The 20582-nt window shown below is 62.3% G+C and carries 17 protein-coding genes and 2 riboswitches; of the genes, 6 read left to right on the top strand and 11 right to left on the bottom strand.

Features of this window, described 5'->3' with window-relative positions:
• The 5 genes from C4J94_RS12490 to C4J94_RS12470 are packed head-to-tail and all read right to left on the bottom strand — an operon-like array spanning nucleotide 1 to nucleotide 3830.
• Nucleotides 1–831: a DUF2797 domain-containing protein gene (locus C4J94_RS12490; protein WP_164485574.1), complete on the bottom strand. Its 831-nt coding sequence runs from the start codon at nucleotides 829–831 to the stop codon at nucleotides 1–3.
• Complete coding sequence (locus C4J94_RS12485; protein ID WP_016972751.1) at nucleotides 828–1088, bottom strand: YeaC family protein; 261 nt, start codon at nucleotides 1086–1088, stop codon at nucleotides 828–830. The genes C4J94_RS12490 and C4J94_RS12485 overlap by 4 nt, the downstream gene beginning before the upstream one ends.
• A 14-nt stretch (nucleotides 1089–1102) precedes the next feature.
• The gene (locus C4J94_RS12480; RefSeq protein WP_124386440.1) at nucleotides 1103–1972 is read right to left on the bottom strand and encodes a rhomboid family intramembrane serine protease; all 870 of its coding nucleotides are present in this window, start codon (nucleotides 1970–1972) and stop codon (nucleotides 1103–1105) included.
• Nucleotides 1969–2940 carry a metallophosphoesterase gene (locus C4J94_RS12475; RefSeq protein WP_124386439.1) on the bottom strand — a complete coding sequence of 324 codons (972 nt, stop codon included), beginning with the start codon at nucleotides 2938–2940 and terminating at the stop codon, nucleotides 1969–1971. Before C4J94_RS12475 ends, C4J94_RS12480 begins: the two co-directional genes overlap by 4 nt.
• Nucleotides 2940–3830: an NAD(+) kinase gene (locus tag C4J94_RS12470; RefSeq protein ID WP_057725186.1), complete on the bottom strand. Its 891-nt coding sequence runs from the start codon at nucleotides 3828–3830 to the stop codon at nucleotides 2940–2942. Before C4J94_RS12470 ends, C4J94_RS12475 begins: the two co-directional genes overlap by 1 nt.
• 156 nt (nucleotides 3831–3986) lie before the next feature.
• Between C4J94_RS12470 and C4J94_RS12465 the strand changes: the two genes are divergently transcribed.
• Complete coding sequence (locus C4J94_RS12465; RefSeq protein WP_124386438.1) at nucleotides 3987–4934, top strand: DUF1853 family protein; 948 nt, start codon at nucleotides 3987–3989, stop codon at nucleotides 4932–4934.
• A gap of 80 nt (nucleotides 4935–5014) precedes the next feature.
• Here the strand turns inward: C4J94_RS12465 and C4J94_RS12460 are convergent, their stop codons facing one another.
• The 6 genes from C4J94_RS12460 to C4J94_RS12435 form a co-directional block, all read right to left on the bottom strand.
• Nucleotides 5015–6163 carry an integrase core domain-containing protein gene (locus C4J94_RS12460; RefSeq protein ID WP_124384542.1) on the bottom strand — a complete coding sequence of 383 codons (1149 nt, stop codon included), beginning with the start codon at nucleotides 6161–6163 and terminating at the stop codon, nucleotides 5015–5017.
• Nucleotides 6164–6322: 159 nt separating this feature from the next.
• Entirely contained in the window at nucleotides 6323–6925 is a 603-nt protein-coding gene (locus tag C4J94_RS12455) for a VWA domain-containing protein (RefSeq protein ID WP_124386437.1), read from the bottom strand.
• A 53-nt stretch (nucleotides 6926–6978) separates the two neighbouring features.
• On the bottom strand, nucleotides 6979–7977 hold the full coding sequence (locus C4J94_RS12450; protein WP_124386436.1) for an ATP-binding protein: 999 nt from the start codon (nucleotides 7975–7977) through the stop codon (nucleotides 6979–6981).
• Entirely contained in the window at nucleotides 7977–11738 is a 3762-nt protein-coding gene (gene cobN / locus C4J94_RS12445; RefSeq protein WP_124386435.1) for a cobaltochelatase subunit CobN, read from the bottom strand. The genes C4J94_RS12450 and cobN overlap by 1 nt, the downstream gene beginning before the upstream one ends.
• Before the next feature lie 3 nt (nucleotides 11739–11741).
• Nucleotides 11742–12803, bottom strand: a complete 1062-nt coding sequence (gene cobW / locus C4J94_RS12440) for a cobalamin biosynthesis protein CobW (protein WP_124386434.1) — start codon at nucleotides 12801–12803, stop codon at nucleotides 11742–11744.
• A 92-nt stretch (nucleotides 12804–12895) separates the two neighbouring features.
• Nucleotides 12896–13096, bottom strand: a riboswitch (cobalamin riboswitch).
• Between the two features lie 46 nt (nucleotides 13097–13142).
• The gene (locus C4J94_RS12435; protein WP_164485573.1) at nucleotides 13143–14570 is read right to left on the bottom strand and encodes a M10 family metallopeptidase C-terminal domain-containing protein; all 1428 of its coding nucleotides are present in this window, start codon (nucleotides 14568–14570) and stop codon (nucleotides 13143–13145) included.
• A 184-nt stretch (nucleotides 14571–14754) separates the two neighbouring features.
• Nucleotides 14755–14970: riboswitch (cobalamin riboswitch) on the top strand.
• Nucleotides 14971–15067: 97 nt separating this feature from the next.
• On the opposite strand from C4J94_RS12435, the gene C4J94_RS12430 reads away from it, so the two are divergent.
• The 5 genes from C4J94_RS12430 (at nucleotide 15068) to C4J94_RS12410 (ending at nucleotide 20559) form a co-directional block, all read left to right on the top strand.
• The gene (locus C4J94_RS12430) at nucleotides 15068–15256 is read left to right on the top strand and encodes a CbtB-domain containing protein (RefSeq protein ID WP_124386433.1); all 189 of its coding nucleotides are present in this window, start codon (nucleotides 15068–15070) and stop codon (nucleotides 15254–15256) included.
• Between the two features lie 11 nt (nucleotides 15257–15267).
• Nucleotides 15268–15972, top strand: coding sequence for a CbtA family protein (locus C4J94_RS12425; RefSeq protein ID WP_124386432.1), 705 nt, complete (start codon nucleotides 15268–15270; stop codon nucleotides 15970–15972).
• The gene (locus tag C4J94_RS12420; protein ID WP_124386431.1) at nucleotides 15969–16361 is read left to right on the top strand and encodes a cobalamin biosynthesis protein; all 393 of its coding nucleotides are present in this window, start codon (nucleotides 15969–15971) and stop codon (nucleotides 16359–16361) included. Before C4J94_RS12425 ends, C4J94_RS12420 begins: the two co-directional genes overlap by 4 nt.
• Before the next feature lie 68 nt (nucleotides 16362–16429).
• On the top strand, nucleotides 16430–17176 hold the full coding sequence (gene cobM, locus C4J94_RS12415; RefSeq protein WP_124386430.1) for a precorrin-4 C(11)-methyltransferase: 747 nt from the start codon (nucleotides 16430–16432) through the stop codon (nucleotides 17174–17176).
• Nucleotides 17177–17268: 92 nt separating this feature from the next.
• A complete protein-coding gene (locus tag C4J94_RS12410) occupies nucleotides 17269–20559 on the top strand; it encodes a dermonecrotic toxin domain-containing protein (RefSeq protein WP_124386429.1) in 3291 nt (1096 codons plus the stop codon).
• Nucleotides 20560–20582 lie beyond the last annotated feature (23 nt).

The following is a 20582-nucleotide window of genomic DNA, read 5'->3' as shown; positions in this document are numbered from 1 at the left end:
CTACTGATGCACGGCGAGCTGGTAGGCCGTGTATTTACGAATATTGATCACGCCGGTGTCGAAGATCAGGTACTGGCCCTTGATCCCCAGCAGCGTGCCTTCGGCAATCGGATTCTTGTCCAGGTTGAAGCTGACGATCTTGGCCGGGTACTGCTGCACCGGGTAACGGATCTCGATCGGCTCAATGTCGGCAATGGTTTGGATGGCCTGCAAACCAAAGCGTTCCTGCAAACCGAGCAGGCCTTCGGCACAGGAGGCGAACAACGCATCGCGTACCTGCTTGAGGTCCACCGACTGTGCATCGCCCTTGAGCAGCGCGCGCCAGTTGGTTTTGTCGGCCACCTGGCTGCGAAACAGATCCTCGACAAAGCCCGATTGCTGGCGGGTGGCCACACGCATGATCGGCAGCGCCTGGCTGGCACCCTGGTCGAGCCAGCGGGTCGGCAACTGGGTGGCACGGGTGATGCCGACCTTGATCCCCGACGAATTGGCCAGGTAGACCACGTGGTCGGTCATGCAGAAGGTTTCACCCCAGCCCGGATCGCGGCAGGTGCCGGCGTCGTAATGGCAACGTTCGGGGCTCATGATGCACAAGTCACACTGGGCCAGCTTGGTCATGCATGGGTAGCAATAGCCCTGGCTGAAGCTGGTCTTGGTCTTGCGACCGCAATGGCTGCAGTGAATGGCACCAAGGAACTCCAGGCGAATATGCGTGCCGATCAACGGATTGACCGGTACCTCGGTATCGCCCAGACGAAACGCGTATTGAACGGTCGGCTCACCGAGTTGCGCCGACATTTTGCTGACTGCACCGCGACCAATTTCAATCAATGGATCGCATCCGACTTGAACAGAATGTTCGGCACCGGTGCCGATTTCGACGCGCATTCCTGCGGGCCCATGTAGCCGGTGCGCTGGTCTTCGGGCAGGTTCTGGATTTCCCAGGCAATCACCGCCTGCAGTGACAGCTCGCGCTGCTCGGCGGTGAGCTTGCGCCCATCGGACCACTTGCCGATTTCCACGGCGAGCTTGAGGCTCTCGTAGATGTCGGGGGTGATGTTTTCGATCATTTCAGCAAAAGAGGACATAAGGCTCTTCCTTATCAAATAGACGATTTGCGGCGGTTGTACAGCCCGCCCAGCAAACCGGTCAGGCAACCGATAACCAAGCCACCCACGTGGGCCGCGTTGGCGATTTCGCCGAAGCCGATCATCGAGACCAGCCCCGACAGGCAGAGCACCAGCCACACCAGCATCATCACCAGCACCCCACGGGGCAAGCGATACGCCGGGTTGGGCGAGAGTAATTGAAAAATCCAGCAGTGCCCGAGCAGGCCATACAGCACGCCGGACAAACCGCCGAACAGGCCCGGGCCGCCATAGGCATACTGCGCGTAATTGGACACCAGGCTGAACAACAGGGTCAGGCCCAGCAAGTTGATGCCGCCCTGGCGCGCTTCGATGCGGCGGCCCAGCTCCCAGTACCACATGCCGTTCATGGCCAGGTGCAGGATGCCGAAGTGAATCAGCATCGGCGTGACCAGGCGCCACCACTGCCCGGAGGCCAGGCTGTCGGCCAGTGGGGTGAACTGGATGTATTCGCCCAGCACCCGAAACGGCAGGAAGGTCAGCCAGGCCATGGTTTGCAGGTTTTCGCCGAGCAGGGTCACCGCACCCACGATCAGGCTGGCCAGCAGCACCAGCGCCGTGACCGGGCTGTGGCGTACCTGCTGGACAAACCCTGGCCGCGCAACGGGCGCCTGTTCGGGAATATCCAGTTGCTGGTCCGGATCACCGGCGGGAAAACGCTGGTACAACACACGCACGTCGTCGCTGATGGTCTCGGGCACCCACAGCACTTGTTCGCCCGCCTCTTCGCTGACGCGATGGGGCACCTGCATGCGTTGCAGCAACTTGACGAAACCGCCCAGGTCCACGTTCAGGGGCAGGCGCAATACAGCCACGGTACTCATTGGATAACCTCGGGTCGCTCAACGTCGACCCACACGAATTTACTTGGGTCCAGTTGGGTTTCCTGGTCCAGGCGATACGCCACCAACTTGCCGTACAGCACCGCGCTGTAGTCCAGGCAGGCCAGGTTCGGGCGGATCGGTGCCGGTTTGCCGCTGCGCCAGTAATGGCCGACGAACAACAGCGGCTGGTCGGTGCCATAGCGCAGCAGGCTGTTCTTTTCAGTGGACGACAACGGCGTGCGCGCCACCGGCTCGGGCAAGGCGTCGGGCTGGAATACGATGTCGCCGTAGGTTTTCGGGTCGTCTTCCCAGAATTTGGTGCGAAAGAACGAGCGCGTCAGGCCATCGCCACCGGTCAGGGTGAGGCCGTGCGGCAGGCGCATGTCGGTGCCGCGCAGCAGGCGATCGAACGCGTTGCAGGCAAAGCTGCCCGGCACGGCAGCGGCCTGCAGGAAATGTGGGTCGATGCAGCCATCCGGGAACGTGGCGCGCAGCGGCTGGATGAAGCTTTCGTCCCAGCAGGCATGCACCACGCGGAAACGTCCGGCGTCGACGAACAACGGCATGTCGTAGAACCAGCCGAGGAAGGCCTGCCAGTCGGCCGGGTGCTGTTCGAACTGGGTCAGGGTTTCCTGGATCAGCCGCCCATGGCGCGGGGTGTGCTCGCGCACGAATTGCTTGCCGCTGCCCGGCGGGGCCGGTGTGGTCCAGCCGAGTGCATTGAACTCATGGTTGCCCATGATGCACAGCGCCTGGCCGGCCTCGGCCATGTCGTGGACGATATGCAGCGCTTCGCGGATGCGGGGGCCACGGTCGATGATATCGCCGAGGAACACCGCCATGCGCGACGGGTGGCGCCAGGTGCCGCCCTGCTTGTGGTAACCCATCTGGTCGAGCAGGTGCTCCAGGGTATGGGCGCAACCATGCACGTCACCAATCAGGTCGTAGCTACGCGCGGGATCGAGCATCAGTCGCCTCCACCCCCCAAGCGGCTGCCCCAGCCCAGCTTGGTGCGGCACACTTCGTAGTAGTTGTGGTCCAGCGGGTGGATCAACCGCAACTTCTGTGCCTTCTTGCTCACGGTGATGGTGTCACCGGGGGCGCAGGTGAAATGGTTCTGCCCGTCGCAGGAAACTTGTGGGTAGATTTGCATATCCTTGGACACCACGATTTTCAGCTCACTGTTGCCATCGACCACAATCGGCCGACTCGACAACATATGGGGATACATCGGCACGATCACAATGGCATCCAGCTTGGGATGCATGATCGGGCCACCGGCCGACAGCGCATAGGCAGTGGAGCCGGTCGGCGTGGCGACGATCAGGCCGTCGGCTTTCTGGCTGCAGACGAACTGGCCGTCGATATACAACTCGAACTCGATCATGCGCGTGGATTTGCCGGGGTGCAGCACCACGTCATTGAGGGCATCACCCTGGCCGATGGCCTCGCCGTGGCGACGCACTTCGGCTTGCAGCAGGAAGCGGTTCTCCACCAGGTAATGGCCGTCGAGCACCTTGGCCACTTCGACTTCCAGCTCATCGGGCCGGATATCGGTCAGAAACCCCAGGCTGCCACGGTTGATCCCCAGCACCGGCACATTGTGCCGCGCCAGCGCCCGCGCCGCGCCGAGCAGGCTGCCATCGCCGCCGACCACAATGACCATGTCGCACACTTCGCCAAGCATTTTGCGCGAGGAAGTCTGCAGGCCGTGGCCCGGCAGGATTTCGCCGATGGTGTCTTCGAGGATCACATGCAGGTGGCGTTCCAGCAGGAATTTTTTCAGCCGGCGGACGGTGTCCAACACCTGGGTACTGCCCAGGCGACCGATAATGCCGATATTGCGAAATTGCTCCATGGGGCTCCTGCGGGCGTAGGGGTGTGGCAAAAAGAAACGATTATGGGCGAAAGGCCGCGTCAGGCAAAATCCTTTGTCGCCGCTGGACCTCGATGACAATGGTTCTCAGGGGTTTCTCAGACACCTGCACGCGATTTAAGAGGCTATGCTCGCACCATGACTCTGTTCCCTGACTTGCACGCCCTGCCCCGCCAACTGCGCCACCCCGAAGTGCGCGACCTGGCGTGGGTGATGCTGGCGCCACCCATGCTCGCACACACGCCCTGGCCGCAGCGCCATCCGCTGGCGGGCAGTGACTGGGTACGGGCGCCGCAGTTGCTCGAAGCCTGGCTACGCGCCCTCGATCAGGACAGCCGCGCGCTGCAACACTGGCTGAGCCTGGCGCGCACCCGGCGCCTGGGTCTCTATTATGAACGGCTGTGGCAGTTCGCCGTGCAGCATGCGCCGGGCGTGGAGTTGCTGGCGGCCAACCTGCCAATTCGCCGCGCCGGCCACACCCTGGGCGAGCTGGACATGCTGCTGCGCGACCGCGATGGCGTGCATCACCTGGAACTGGCAATCAAGCTCTATCTCGGGCCTCAAACGGGGAACGGCGAGGACACCGCGCAGTGGCTGGGCCCGGGTTGCCATGATCGGCTCGACCGCAAACTGGCGCACCTGGCCCAGCATCAATTGCCGATTTCGGCGCGCGCGGAAAGCCGTGAAGCCCTGGCGGCGCTGGATATCCAGCAGTTCGACGCGCACCTGTGGCTGGGCGGGTACCTGCTTTACCCGTGGCCGGGCCAGGCCGTCTCGCCCCTCGGCGCTCATCCGCAGCATTTGCGTGGGCGGTGGTTGCATCAGCGTGATTGGCCGGACTTTGTCAGCGCCAGCGCGGCAGGCCGCTGGCAACCCCTGCCCCGACATGCCTGGCTGGCGCCGGCGCATTACCTGACAAGCGAGGTGTGGAGCGAAGAACAGATGCAGGGCTGGCTGGCAGACCTGGACCCGATGGCGCCGGCGCAGTTATTGGTGCGGCTGGTGCGCAACGGTGAGGATTGGGAGGAAGCCGAGCGACTGTTTCTGGTTGCCGATCTTTGGCCGAATGTGCCGGGGGCTGGCTGATAGAGGTGTGTGTGTGAGTGAGTGCCTCATCGGGGTGTAGAACCGTAGACATCGTTTACATCTGAAACCGGGGACATCGTTTACACATTTGAGGCCTGGACGCGGGTCATACCTCGCCCAAGCCTCCCCAGGGGATAATCACACAGGTACAAATCCCAAACATCATCTTCAACTTCTTTGAGTCCTATCCTTTCCCCAGATAGTGCCTCGCTGACAAATAACAACTTGCCGTTCCATTTGATCGATCCGTCCTGTCTGACGCTGCGAACCCTCATTTCTGCGGGATACTCCACATCGGGCAAACAGCCTGGGTAAAGTCGGGTAGACGGCACATATAGGTCTCCCGGACGTTTCATGCCGAGGGCTTCATGAGGGCGTACGTAATTGAACTCATGCCTGAAATGCTCCAGCAAAAGCTGCTGCTCGACTAAGTTTTTCCCTATGGGCAGCTCAAGTTTCAAACTACGGTGCATTCGCTCATGGCGACCATTCTGGGCGGGTCTTCCTGGCATGGTGCGCTCCGGATAGATGCCCAGACGAATCCACCAAACTGCCAATGTGGACATTCTTGCCAGACCCGGAGAGGCGAACGGAACCCCGTTGTCCGAACGGATAACTTCCGGCATGCCGTACTCCTGAAAAAGCCTTTCAAATGCTTGTTTTACTGGCTGGGTCTTGATCTGGGGATGGGCCCTGCACGCCAGAATCATCCGGGACGCGTGGTCTGTAACGGTCAAAGGGAAGCACATCTGCGCGTCAAGCATCTTGAATTGCCCTTTGTAATCAGCGCACCAAGTCTTGTTAGGTTCGTTGGCCTCTCGCATTTCTGCCTGGGAAATACTGTGCCGGCGCTTGAAACGTCGTTTGTTGACGAGCCCAAGTCGTTCAAGCCACTGGCCCGCTGTACTTGGAGAAGGCCAGGCGACGGAAGGATCTTCAAGCCGTAATAGTTCGAGAAGCTTCTTAGGCCCCCATTTATCGTGGGCCTCCTTCATCGCCACCACACGAGCCAAGATCTCGTCGTCGGTTTTATTTGGGCTGTTGTGAGGTCGTCGGGACAGCTCGGATAAGGACTTTAAATCGCCGTTGTGCCGGGCAATCCATTTGTCGACCGTAGGCCGACTAACGTCAAAGCGACGTGCCAACTGGCTTTTGGTGTAGTTGCCAGAAAGCCAGTCGGCAACCAGTCTGATTCGTTGATTCATCGGAGACTCTTGGTTCCAGGGCATGATCAGTTACCTCCTGATCATGCGTATTAACCTGTAAACCATGTCCCCGGTTAGAAATGTAAACGATGTCCCCGGTTTGTACCGGGGCAAGCCCCTCCCACAGGGGAATGCATTCCAAATGTGGGAGGGGGCTTGCCCCCGATAGCGGCGGGACTGGCACTACACCTTATCGATATGCCGATAATCCAGCTGCAACCCCCTCGCCAGCGCTTGCGCCCGCCCCAGCCTGATCGGCCCGCGCTCGATGTCCACCAGCAACCCCGGACACGCCAGCAGCGGCAACCCTTCGATCACCTTGAGCCGCCCATCGGTGATTACCAGCAACCGCTGCTGCTCCGCCGGATAACGCTTACGCCGCGCCACCAGCCAATCGGCCGCCTCGGTCAAGGCTGCCAGCAACGGCGTACCGCCACCGGCGCCCAGTTGTTCCAGCCAACCCGTCAGGCCTTTGGCCGCTTTCAAGCCCTGTACCTGCCACCTCGGCGACTGCCCGCTTGCGGTCAACAACGCCATGCGCGCCCGCTGCCGATACGCGTCATCAAACAACTGCGCCAGCAGGCCCTTGGCATCGCTCAACGCCTGGTGCTTCCGAGTGGAAGCCGAGGCGTCGACGATCACCAGCCACAGTTCATGGGCCGACCGGCTGCGCAGGTGCCACAGCAAATCCTCACGGCGCTGCGGCCTGCCACCGAGCAAGGTGCCCGGCCAGTTGATCTGGCCCGATTGCGCACTGCGCGCCTTGCCTTGCCTGCCGCTGTCCAAGCGCCCCGCCTGGGGCCGAGCATCCGCCCCCGCGTCAGGTCGGGGGCGAATGCCTAGGGCTTTTTTGGCCAGGCAGGCACATCGCGACGAGCACCGGTGGGCAGCGCCGGTGCCGGCATATCGCCCCATTGGCCCTGGCCGGGCGAGGTATCCGAGGGTTTGGGCGCCTGCCCCTGATCGGGCGCGCTGGTCGCAGGGGGCTGCTCCTGGCGGCGGTGACGCAGGGCAAATTCGGCGACCGCGTCGATATCTTCCTCGGCGATGGCGCTGGCACCGCGCCAGGCCGCATGGGCCCTGGCGCCGCGCAGCCACACCAGGTCGGCGCGCATGCCGTCCACGCCTGCGGCAAAGCAACGCTGGGTGATCTGCGCCAAGGCGGCGTCATCCAACTCGATACTGCCCAGCCGCGCACGGGCCTGGGTGCAGCGTTCGCGCAACGCCGCTTGGGGCTCGGCCCACTGCTGGCAAAAAGCGGCGGGGTTTGTGTCGAAGTCCAGGCGACGGCGGATGATCTGCCCGCGCTCGGTCGGCAACGTCTGCCCGCTCAGCGCCACGTTGAACCCAAAGCGGTCGAGCAACTGCGGACGCAACTCACCCTCCTCCGGGTTCATCGTGCCGATCAGCACAAACCGCGCCGAATGCCGATGGGAGATGCCGTCACGCTCGATCAGGTTGGTGCCGCTGGCGGCCACGTCCAGCAACAAATCGACCAGATGGTCGGGCAGCAGATTGACTTCATCAACATACAACACGCCGCCATCGGCCTTGGCCAGCACGCCAGGGGAAAACTGCGCGCGGCCCTCGCCGAGCGCGGCGTCCAGGTCCAGGGTGCCGACCAATCGCTCCTCGGTAGCGCCCAGGGGCAAGGTGACGAACTGCCCACTGGCGAGCAGGTCCGCCAGGCCACGGGCCAGGGTCGACTTGGCCATGCCACGCGGCCCTTCGATCAATACGCCGCCGATTCTGGGATCGATTGCGGTCAGGCACAGCGCCAGTTTCAGCTCGTCGGCACCGACCACAGCGGCCAGCGGGAAATGAGGAATATCGGTCATCAGCTGTCTTCTTCTATATCCAGCAACAGGTTTTCCAACGCTTCGCGGTAGGCACCCGGCTCTTGCCACATGCCGCGCTGCTGGGCTTCGAGCATGCGCTCGGTCATGTCGCGCAGGGCATCGGGGTTGTGCTGCTGCACAAAGGCGCGGGTGTCCGGGTCGAGCAGGTAGGCGTCGGCGAGCAAAGCGTACTGGTGATCATCGATCAGCGCGGTGGTGGCATCGAAAGCGAACAGGTTGTCCACGGTCGCGGCCATCTCAAACGCGCCTTTGTAGCCGTGACGCTTCACGCCTTCGATCCACTTCGGGTTGGCCGCACGGGAACGGATCACCCGATTGAGCTCTTCCTTCAAGGTGCGGATTTTCGGCAGGTCCGGCTGGCTGTGATCGCCATGGTAACTGGCGGCCTTGGCGCCGCTCAGGGTTTCCACGGCGGCGAGCATGCCGCCCTGGAATTGGTAGTAATCATTGGAGTCGAGCACATCGTGTTCGCGGTTGTCCTGGTTCTGCAGCACCGCCTGCACCTGGCTCAGCCGCTGGGCGAACTGCTCGCGGGCAGCGGTGCCTTCATCAGCGCCGCCATAGGCGTAGCCGCCCCAGTTCAGATAGACCTCGGCCAGGTCCTCGCGGCTTTGCCACAGGCGACCGTCAATCGCACCCTGCACGCCCGCGCCATAGGCTCCCGGCTTGGCCCCGAAAATACGCCAACCGGCTTGTTTCGCCGCGGCCTCTTCGTCCAGGCCCGATGCGCACAACGCTTCGCGCTCACTGCGCACCTTGGCGGCCAGCGGGTTCATGTCATCCGGCTCGTCCAACGCCGCCACTGCCTGCACCGCCGCATCGAACAGGCGGATCAGGTTGGCGAACGCATCGCGGAAGAAGCCGGACACGCGCAAGGTTACGTCTACGCGTGGACGATCCAGCAGGCTGATCGGCAGAATCTCGAAGTCATCCACGCGCTGGCTGCCCGTGGCCCACACCGGGCGCACGCCCATCAGCGCCATGGCCTGGGCGATATCGTCGCCCCCGGTGCGCATGGTGGCCGTGCCCCACACCGATAGGCCCAACTGGCGCAAGTGGTCGCCGTGGTCCTGCAGATGCCGCTCAAGTATCAGGTTGGCCGACTGGAAACCGATGCGCCAGGCGGTGGTGGTGGGCAGGTTACGCACGTCCACCGTGAAAAAGTTGCGCCCCGTGGGCAGCACATCCAGGCGACCGCGACTCGGCGCACCGCTGGGGCCGGCCGGCACAAAGCGCCCGCTCAAGGCATCCAGCAGGCCGTGCATTTCGGCCGGGCCGCAGGCATCCAGACGCGGCGCCACGACCATGCGCAGGCTTTCGACCACGGCCTTCACGTCCTCCCAGCCGGGTTCTTCCAACTGTTCCAGCGGCCCTTCCAGGGCCTGCTCGATCAAACGCGCCGCGTAGAGCTCCAGGCGCTCGCGGGTGTCCCCGGCGGTGCGCCACGACTGCGCATCGAGGTTGCGCAACACTTCGGGCCGACGCCCGGTCCACGGTTCGGCGAGCGCGCAGTCCAGGGGGTCGAAACCCAGCTCGAACGCCTTGGCCAATACCCGCAACAGGCTCGATTGCGCGCCACGGCCATCGCCACGGGGGATGCGCAGCAAGGCCAGCAAGGTGTCGATACGCAAGCGCCCCGCCGGCGACTCGCCAAAAATGTGCAGGCCGTCGCGGATTTGGGATTCCTTCAGGTCACACAGGTAAGTGTCCAGGCGCGGCAACCAGATGTCGGCATCGGCATCGCCGTCCAGCTCAAGCTCCTGGTCGATCTGCGTTTCGCGCACCAGTTTGAGAATGTCTTTCTGCAGTTCGAGCGCGCGGCGCGGGTCGAGCAATTGCGCTTCGTAGTATTCGTCGGCCAGCAGCTCCAGGTTGCGCAGCGGGCCATAGGTTTCGGCGCGGGTCAGGGGCGGCATCAAGTGGTCGATGATCACCGCCTGGGTGCGACGCTTGGCCTGGGCGCCCTCGCCCGGGTCGTTGACGATAAAGGGGTAGATATTCGGCAGCGGCCCGAGCAGCGCATCCGGCCAGCAGTTTTCCGACAGGCCCACGCCCTTGCCCGGCAGCCATTCGAGGTTGCCGTGCTTGCCCACGTGGATCAGCGCATGGGCGCCGTAGGTATGCCGCAGCCAGAAGTAGAACGCCAGATAGCCATGGGGCGGCACCAGGTCGGGGTCGTGATACACCGCACTCGGGTCGACCTGATAGCCGCGCGCAGGCTGGATACCGATGAAGGTCTCGCCCAGGCGCAGGCCGGCGATCATCAGGCGGCCGTCGCGGCACATGGGGTCCTGCTGCGGCGTGCCCCAACGCTCGAGCACCGCCTGGCGATTGGTTTCAGGCAGGCGCTGGAAGATGGCGTGATAGTCGTCCAGGCCCAGGCTCTGATGGCAGGGGCGCTGGTCGAGGCTGTCCAGGTCATTGGTGACGCCGCCCAGCAATGCGTGGATCAAGGCCGTGCCGCTGTCCGGCAAGGTGGCGGGCACGGGATACCCTTCAGCCTGCAACGCGCGCAGGATATTCAGCGCCGCCGCCGGCGTGTCCAGGCCCACGCCATTGCCGATACGGCCATCGCGGGTGGGGTAATTGGCCAGGATCAAGCCAACGCGTTTGTGCGCATTCGGCACCCGCGCCAGCTCGACCCAGCGGCGCGCCAGTTCGGCGACAAAATCCATGCGCTCGGGCACGGCGCGGTAGCACACTACGTCCGACTGGCTGCGCTCACTGCGCCAGGCCAGGTCCTTGAAGCTGATCGGCCGGCTGATGATGCGCCCGTCCAGTTCCGGCAAGGCAATGTGCATCGCCAGGTCGCGGGGGCCCAGGCCTTGTGCGCTGGCCTCCCAGCCGGGCTGGTTGTCTTGGGCGCAGATCGCCTGGATCACCGGGATGTTGCGGCGAAACGGGCGCAGATGCGGCGCTTCGGGGCTGGACTGGGCAAAGCCGGTGGTGTTGAGGATCACCGCTGCCTGCACTTGATCCAACAGGTCCTCGACCACCGTCAGGCAGCCTGGCTCCTTCAAACTGGCCACCGCTATCGGCAACGGGTTGAGGCCGGCCGCCTGCAAGCGCTGGCAGAATACGTCGATAAACCCGGTATTGGCCGCCTGCAAATGCGAGCGGTAGAACAGCACTGCCGCCACCGGGCAATCGGCGCGCCAATCGGCCTGCCAATCTGCAAGATGGGCGTTGGCGGTATGCGGGTGATAGATCGAGGTGCGCGGCAGACTTTGCGGCTCAGCCCAGGCATAGTCGCGCCCCAGATAGCCGCTGGCCAGGCAGCGATAGAAATCCAGCGCATTACCCAGGCCACCTTGGCGCAGGAACTGCCACAGCCGGTCACGCTCGGGCGCCGCCACGGTGCTCAAGCCGCTGAGTTCCGGGTCCGGGCGATCATCCCCAGGCACGAGGATGAGCGTCACGCCACGCTCGGCCAATGCCTGCAGGCGCTCGATGCCGTAGCGCCAGTAGCCGATGCCGCCATGCAGCGAAATCAGGATTACCTTGGCATGGCGCAGCACCTCGTCGACGTACAGGTCGACTGAAGCATGGTTCTGCACTTGCATCGGGTTGGCCAGGCGAAAACTGGGGTAATCCTCGGGCAACTGCCGCGCGGCCTCGGCAAGCAGCGCCAGGCTGGAGTCACCGCTGCACAGGACCACCAGCTCGGCCGGGGTTTGTCCAAGGTCGGCGATGTTGTCGTCCGCGACGAAGCCGCCGGGCTGGGTCCTGAGCAGGTGCATGAATCAGGCGCTGAGGGCGGCGCGCAGCTGCGCTTCAAGGCCTGCCGCGTCAAGCGCCTGGCCGATCAGCACCAGGCGCGTGGTGCGAGCCTCATCGGCGCCCCAGGCGCGGTCGAAATGCTTGTCGAAACGCGTGCCCACGCCCTGGATCAGCAGGCGCATCGGTTTGCCCGCAATGGCGGCGAAGCCTTTGATACGCAGGATGCCGTGCTGCACCACCAGTTGCGTCAGGGCGTCGAGCAGCAGGGCTTCGTCGGCTTGAGGCAGGTCGATGGAGATGGAGTCGAACGCGTCGTGGTCGTGATCGTCCTCCCCGTCGTGGTGGTGATCGTGATGGCTGTGGCGGGCGTCGATATGCTCCTCGGAGCCGGCGCCCAAACCGATCAGCACATCCAGTGGCACACGGCCGCTGCTGGCTTCGATGACTTTCACCGCGGGCGGCAACTCCTCGGCCACTTCCAGGCGCACGCGGGCCAGGTCTTCGGCGCTGATCAGGTCCGCCTTGTTGAGGATCACCAGGTCGGCGCTGGCCAGTTGGTCGGCGAACAGCTCGTGCAGCGGCGATTCATGGTCCAGGTTCGGGTCGAGCTTGCGCTGGGCGTCGACCTGGTCCGGGAACGCGGCGAAGGTGCCGGCGGCCACGGCCGGGCTGTCGACCACGGTAATCACCGCGTCGACGGTGCAAGCATTGCGGATTTCCGGCCATTGAAAGGCCTGGACCAGCGGCTTGGGCAGGGCCAGGCCCGAGGTTTCGATGAGGATGTGGTCAAGGTCGCCACGGCGGGCCACCAGTTCGCGCATCACCGGGAAAAACTCTTCCTGCACGGTGCAGCACAGGCAGCCGTTGGCCAACTCATACACGCGACCATTGGCTTCTTCTTCGGTACAGCCGATGGAGCACTGCTTGAGGATTTCACCGTCGATGCCCAGCTCGCCGAATTCATTGACGATCACCGCAATGCGACGGCCCTGGGCGTTGTCGAGCATATGGCGCAGCAACGTGGTTTTGCCCGAGCCGAGGAAACCGGTAACGATGGTGACAGGGAGTTTGGCCAGTGTTTTCATCGGATGCCCTTTGGGGCGGGCATACGGGACGATAGGCCCTGCGACGGCGCGCAGCAGCAGGTTTCGTCACCGGATCACCCCGCCCGGTTGAATTGAAAAAACGTTTGCGAGGCAGGTCTCCTGGCTTGGGGCTTGCGGGTCTTGCGACCGGCGCTGGCTGCGCCTTCCCGCCGTATCGGCAGTGGCGTGGCAGTCAGTTGAACCCTTCACAGTTGCGGGGGCAGCCGCGGCTTGAACCGCGTTCCCTTCTTAGCTTCGACCTGGGCCGAAGAACCTCGAGCGAGCAAGGCTACGCAGTGCATGGCCGGCGGTCAATGTCCCATCCCTGGGATGAAGGCGTCACGTGAAGTGATAGCTGACAGGCACATCGCCAATTATGTCGCCAAAGCCTATCGGCCCGCGGCTTTCGAGGAAAAAATCAATCTCGCCATTGCCGGTCAGGTCGAGTACTACCCATGACTCGTCCTTTTGCGGGTCGTAGCCCACGCCCACCTCGCCTGCGCGCCCAGTGAACTGGTTGATGAATATCAGCGAGCGGATGTCATGTTTGCGCAGCAACGGGGAAATATCGATTTTGTCCTGGCCACTGACAAAATCCATCAGTTGGTCCGGGGCGTATAACGTCGCGTCAGCGGCATCGTCATATACGAACGTATCGCTGCCCGCGCCACCTCGCATGTGGTCCGCACCGGCGCCGCCTTTGAGGCGGTTGTCGGCGTCATTTCCGATCAGTACGTCATGGCCTGAACCACCGATGGCATTTTCCAGGGTGACGCCGTTGGCGATGGAAACGTTGCCCTTCAGCCCTCCGACGTCGGAAAAGGATCCGGCGCGCAGGTTGATCACCTGGTTTTGATGATATCCGGAGAAGTCCAACGTATCGTTGCCGCCACCATCCCAGACGCAGAATACGGCGCCGTCGCGAGACGAATTCAAGGACAGATCGTCTCGCTGGGTATTGGAATTGAACCCGTAGGTGGTGTCGGTGTTACGGGTCTGGTGGTTGGCGCCATAGACCCGCTGAGACCAGGCGATATCGGCCATCAATGGCGAGGAGGCATATTGCCCCTTGAAGTCCTGATGAGTATGGCTCTCGTCAAAATAGCTCATGACCGAATAAGCCCGACTGTCTTGTGCATAAGTGGCATGCTCGGGGTAGGTGACAGGCCCACGAGTCGTATCATAATCACCTGTATGTGCGGCCCCCAGGGTGTGCCCGATCTCGTGAGTGAGCGTGTGCCGACCGAAGCCGTTGACCGTCGGCACGCGGTTATCCGCATAGCTAGGGTTTACACGTACCCGCCCTTGACGATGTGAGAACAGCCCATCCGCGACTGCCGGCGTCTTGTCATTGACAAACCGTAACCGGCCTTCGGACTCAACGGCCTCCTCTTCGAAAGTGACCCTCGCAACATCCGCCCAAGCCTGCATTGAGCGGCGTGCCTGGTCTTTTTGTGTTTCATTGAACTTGCTTTCATTTCTTGCGATTTCATTAAACGTATAAGAGAGCCGCACCTTGTGATCGCCATTATGGTCCTCCAACCGGCGCCCCCGACGATCAATCTGGCGAGCCATATCGGCCAGCGACCAAGAGGGCTTGTGAAAGCTTGCGCGGGCATGGGGATCGTCGACACGCAGGGTTTCGTCCAAATGTGCCGGGGCGTTGACGCCTGGCGATTGTTGCTGGGAACCGGACACTGTTTGCAATTGATTAACAGGGTCATAAACATGACTCGAATTAAAAGCGGCGCGAGATACATTGGCCATTAACAAACCCTTATAAACTGAATGACACTTCAATGTTCAAGAGCCCAGCTTCCAACACCAAACCATTAAAATAAAGCGCGGCAGCTGCACAAACCAATTGAAGATATTACCCACTGACTGCTCATGCCCAATCAACTCAACATGCGCCCCCGGCTTAATTGACGCCCGGTCTCGCCCGTGTTTTCCTATGCATCTTGTTTCGGGTGCCCTTCACAGGGTGAAACGGGAAACCGGTGACGCATGCCTTGGTTGATCAAGGGCATGCACAGTCCGGTGCTGCCCCCGCAACGGTAAGCGAGCGAAGCGTCAAATCCACTGTGCCAGTGCATGGGAAGGAGACGCTTGACAGGCCAGGCGCCCCTCGCGAGCCCGGAGACCGGCCCGAAAAATTCAGATAACAAACCCGCGGTGGGCGGGCGCTGTTTAGAACCCTGCGGGCTTGGCTCGCGGGGTTTTCATGCGCTCGTTCCACGCAAGACACCTGAAAGGGACGCGCCATGTCGATCATCAGCAGCACCTCGCCCGCAACCAGCAGCACCGCCACCCTGAGCCAACGCCTGACCGCCGCCATCGGCGCGTCGATCCTGGGCGCGTGCCTGGTATATTTCGCCGGGTTTTCGCATATCGAGGCCGTGCACAACGCCGCCCACGATACGCGCCACAGCGCCGCGTTCCCGTGCCACTGAGGGCTGGCGAGATGATCAAGCGTATTGCGCAAACTGCGGGTTTCACCGGCTTGCTGGCCGCCCTGCTGCTGACCCTGTTGCAAAGTTTTTGGGTCGCCCCGCTGATCCTGCAGGCGGAAACCTTTGAAAGCGCCCCGGCTGCGGCCGAAGTGGCCCATGAGCACGGCGCCGGGGCCGGCGCCCATACCCATGACGCCGAGGCCTGGCAGCCGGCGGACGGTTGGCAGCGCGTGCTGTCGACCACTGGCGGCAACCTGGTGGTTGCCGTCGGCTTTGCCTTGATGCTGGCCGGCCTCTACACCCTGCGCGCGCCGACTCGCACGGCCCAGGGCCTGCTTTGGGGATTGGCGGGCTACGCGACATTCGTGCTGGCGCCGACCCTGGGCCTGCCACCGGAACTGCCCGGCACCGCCGCTGCCGATCTGGCACAGCGCCAAGTCTGGTGGATCGGTACTGCGGCCTCCACCGCCGCAGGGATCGCACTGCTGGTATTTGGTCGCAGCGGGCTGCTCAAGGTACTCGGCGTGGCGATCCTGGCCGTGCCTCATGTTATCGGTGCGCCACAACCGCACGTGCATTCGATGCTGGCCCCGCAAGCCCTGGACGCGCAATTCAAGGTTGCATCGCAATTGACCAATGCCGCCTTCTGGCTGGCCCTTGGCCTGATCAGCGCCTGGCTGTTCCGTCGCCATCATGACGATCAAGCCCCGGCATGATTCTGGTGGTCGGCCTGGGTTGTCGGCGTGGGTGCGATGTTCAAGCGCTGCTGGCGCTGTTCGACAGCGCCCTGGCCGAAGGTGGCCTCGAGCGCGAACGGGTTGACGCCCTGGCCAGTATCGACCTGAAGCAGGCCGAACCGGGCCTGCTCGCCCTGGCCCAGTTGCTGAACCTGCCGTTGCAGTGTCTCAGCGCTCAACAGCTGGCAGTGTACGAGGACCGGCTCAGTCACAAGTCAGCACTCGCCTTCGCCCATACTGGCTGCCAAGGTGTCGCCGAAAGTGCCGCCCTGGCCCTGGCTGAACACCTGGCCCACGCCCCTGCCCGCCTGCTGATCACCCGCAAACAATCCGCCCAGGCCACCTTTGCGCTGGCCTGCGCCGGCTGAACTTCCGATAATCGGCCCTTTCGATCATGAATGCGGTTCATGCTCGCCCGTTTTGAACAGGAACTCCCATGACCGTCTACTTCATCGGCGCAGGCCCCGGCGACCCGGAATTGATTACCGTCAAAGGCCAGCGGCTGATCCGCAGCTGTCCGGTGATCATCTACGCCGGCTCATTGGTGCCGGAAGCGGTGCTGGAAGGCCATCAGGCGCACCAGGTGGTCAACAGCGCCGAGTTGCATCTGGGAGAGATCATCGACCTGATCCAGGTCGCCCATGCCAACGGCCAGGACGTGGCGCGCGTGCACTCCGGCGACCCGAGCTTGTATGGCGCGATTGGCGAGCAGATCCGCCACCTGCGCGAGCACGGCATCCCGTTCCAGATCATCCCCGGCGTCACCGCGGTGGCCGCCTGCGCGGCGCTGCTGGAGACCGAGCTGACCCTGCCGGACATCGCCCAAAGCGTAATCCTGACCCGCTATGCCGATAAAACCAGCATGCCTCCGGGCGAGGCCTTCGACAGCCTGGCACGTCACGGCACCACCATGGCGATTCATCTGGGGGTCAACCACTTGGAGAAAATCGTCGCCGAGCTGCTGCCCCACTACGGCGCGGACTGCCCAATTGCGGTGGTGCACCGTGCGACCTGGCCGGACCAGGACTGGGCGCTGGGCACGCTGACGGACATTGCGGCGAAGGTGGCGGCAAAGGGGTTTCGGCGTACGGCATTGATCATCGTCGGCCGCGTGCTGGCCAGTGACAGCTTCAGCGAGTCCTCGCTGTACCGCGCGGGGCATACCCATCTCTATCGCCCCTGAGCTTCGGACGAGCGCATAACTAACTACAACCTCATGATTCTGGGGGGCCTTAAGGTCGTGGCATCGTTTATCGCTGCCATTTGAGACCTCCCATGCAAGACACCCGTCAAGCCTTTTACCTGGAACAAATCGCCAACACCCAGCAACAGATGCAGGCGCTGCTTGAACAACAGCCGGGCGCAGCCAGCCTCAAGGCATTGCTGATTGCCAAAGGCCAGGATGCTTTCACCGCACACCAGCCTCCCGTCGCCGAACGGGACATCCACTACGAAAAAAACCTGTGGATGATGACGGTGCCGCTGCGCAGGGTGTTCGCGCCCTCTGGGCCGAGTTTCAGCGGCTTCAGCCGGTTATTTGCGCAAAAGCCCTGGGCCGCGGGCACGCTGGACGAGCCCGACGTTTTTTATCGGGCCCGCCTCGATGCGACCTACTCCAGCGCATCCTATGAATCGCTGATCGCCTCGATGATTCACACCCCCGACCGCCTCTATGCGCAACAACTCGAGGCTTTTTGGCAGGGTCCTTATTCAGCGTCCAACGCTATCCAGCGCTGGCGCTGGATGGCTGATGCATTGCGTACGCTCCTCATTTATCAGGCCGCCTTGCGCTTTCAGGACGAAACGCTGGAGGCGGTGTTCATGACCCTGTTCAACCGGCTCGACCGCGACCCGAGCCCGAGGCAGTTTCAACAGCAGCCTGATGAGCCCTCACCCGCCACCCTCAAGCTCAGCGTACACGGCACCCACGCCGACTCTGCGAGCGAGCTGGCGAATGTGTTTATCCTCACCAGCAAAACGCCGGTTTCGCCGGTACAACCCTCTACCGACTGCGGCCCCGTCGCCCTGTGCTCCAACCTTGAAGGCATCGAAACCTTTACCTCGCTTCAACAGCTGCACCAGGCACTGAAAACCCGGATGGCAACGCCCTTGGGGCGCGAATCGCTGCTGCGCTGCGTTCCCTGGCAAGACCATGCCGCCCTTGAACGCCCGACCGAACATGGCTTGAGCTACACAGTGGTCAGCGGGAATGTTTTTGAACATTCGATCAAGGCCCTGCTGGATCAACAGAAGAAAGACCTGCTGTGGTGCTGGAAAACCCTACCCAAAGCCGACACGGACTTTGCCCGACTTGAGGATGCCTTCGACCGTGCGGCCGATATCGGCCCCCTCCTGGACCCGGAAAACGCGCTGCAACATCGTGCCCGGCTGTTGATGCAGAAAAACCTCCCCGCCTGGTACGCCAGCGCGAGTGCAGATCAGCAGCAGGAGCTCAAACTGTTATTCGACGACGAGCTCAAGCACAACCAGGCCCTGGCCCAGCTGTTTGCGCGCAAAAAGATACCGTCCTTGCAGGCTTTTGCACGGCAACGGGTGCAAAACCACCTGACGCCGGGGTTTACCGACCTCGACCCGGACAAGGTTACGGTGCGCATCGTCACGACATCGAGTTCGATCAATATCAGCGGCAGCTCAACCCCGACCATCGGCGGCCCTGATGCCAATTTACCGAAAAAAGCCGACGTCCAGCACCTTACCCTGACCCAGTTCGTACTCAGAAATATCAACCCGTGGGATTTCACCTACATGGGGCTGCTGACACGCACCCATACCGAACTTCTTGCGTACCACACCCATCAGGAGCCGTCCGACGTGCTGTTCAGCGAGGCCCAGTTGCGCGAGCTGGCCACGGCGCTGGACGTAGGAGCTGAATACGACCAATTACTGCAACGGGAGCTGATAGACCAAGGTATGGAACTGAAGGCCGCCTGGCAGCAAGCCAGTTTGTCTACCCTCAAGACCCATGCACTCATCGCCCATCTGGATGCGCAAAGCTTTTTACCCGACCGTTTGAACCGCGGCTACGAATGGGTCAAGGCATTGATCGACTATCCTTTGCCGGCATTGCGCAAGGTGGAGAATCACGCAATTGTGGCCAACTGCCTGTTGATTGGCAGTACGTCAGGCGCCCGCAACGGCTATGAGGTGAACAATGTGTTGGTGATCAGCGCCAACAGCCCTTTGCCGCTGCCGAATCTGGTGCTCTATACCCCTGGCGCGCCTGATGAACAGGCCTTCAAGGAGTTCGTCGACAAAGCCGCGTTGCAGTGTTTTCTAAAGGAAAAATGGGCCTCCTCCGAGCCTTGGAAACAATATTTCCAACAACGGCTCTCCACCGAAGGCAAGCGCACGCTGGAGGAGAAGAAGCTTGCGCAAGGCGCGCTTACGGTGTTTTTCAGCGCGGCAATACGGCGCGCCAGCAATCCTTTCGATATCGTGCACCTGACCCCCATCGACGGGCCGCTACACCAAGCGTTGTACGAGCAGTTCGTGCACACCTGGCGCAACAGCGCCAACAGCGAATCGACAACCAACGCTGAAGTGCGCAAACAGTCGCTGCTCAACAAAATCATGTTCGGTGTCGAGCTCACCCTGGAAGTCGCCGGCTTTCTGCCCATCTCCTCCCTGTTCAACCAGACCCGGCATGTCGGCCGAATATTTCTGTTACTCGCACAGTTGAGAAAATCCCGGTCCGCCAGTTTGATGATCTGGACCCTGACGGGCGGGGGGCGGATCATTACGGTCACCCCGGCAGCGAAGACTCCACGTGCGCTGAGCAGCCTTTCCCTGGTACCGCCTGCCCCCTTGGTTCCTCATCCGACGCCGGATCGGGTGTGGGTATCTGGAAACCTTTTTAGAAACCGTTCCGGCTCGGAGTATTTTCTGAAAACGGGTGATCATTACCACCCCTCGCTTGAGATCCAGGGGCGACGCTACCTTTATGACCCCGCGAGCCCGGCCATTCGTTACCCGGTAGAGCGCAATGAGCTGACCGACATCTGGTCCCCGGTGCCCCGGGAACGGCAATTGCATCTGGCGGGAGGCGCGCACGACGCCCCCGGGCCCACCCTGCGTGATCCAAAGCAAACGGCGTTGAGCAGCTATCAATTGAGTTCCGCCCAGCATAAGGCGCTGGTGTCCTTCGCCACGGAGCGCTTTGGCATCCTCAACCTGGCCGACCCGCAACTGTACACGTCCGCCCACCGCCCTGTGCATACCTCCATCCGCGAGATACGTGAGTTGCTGGATCATGACGCCCTGCGCTATTTCAGCGGGTTTCGCGCCCTCGCCAGCCCGCAGCCGCTATTGTCCTACCACGCGCAACCCAGCGCCTGGATGACGCAGATCCTTGGGCAATCCAAAGGCATGGTGATCGGAGAATGGCACCATCGCTCGATCACTCGCCAACTGCTGATCGAAAACATGGCTCATTTGAAACAGCAAGGTGTGCAGACGCTTTACCTGGAAAGTTTTCTGGCCGATATCCATCAGGCTGATCTGGATCTTTTTTTGCCTCGTCTACCGGTGAGAAATCTTCCGCATTGAAAACTGCGCTGCAGCAGTTGGAT

Source organism: Pseudomonas sp. R5-89-07, assembly GCF_003851685.1.
In the GTDB taxonomy this organism is placed as follows: Bacteria; Pseudomonadota; Gammaproteobacteria; order Pseudomonadales; family Pseudomonadaceae; genus Aquipseudomonas.
The sequence above is the reverse complement of the archived record's forward strand: the minus strand, read 5'-3'. Positions and strand labels throughout refer to the sequence as shown.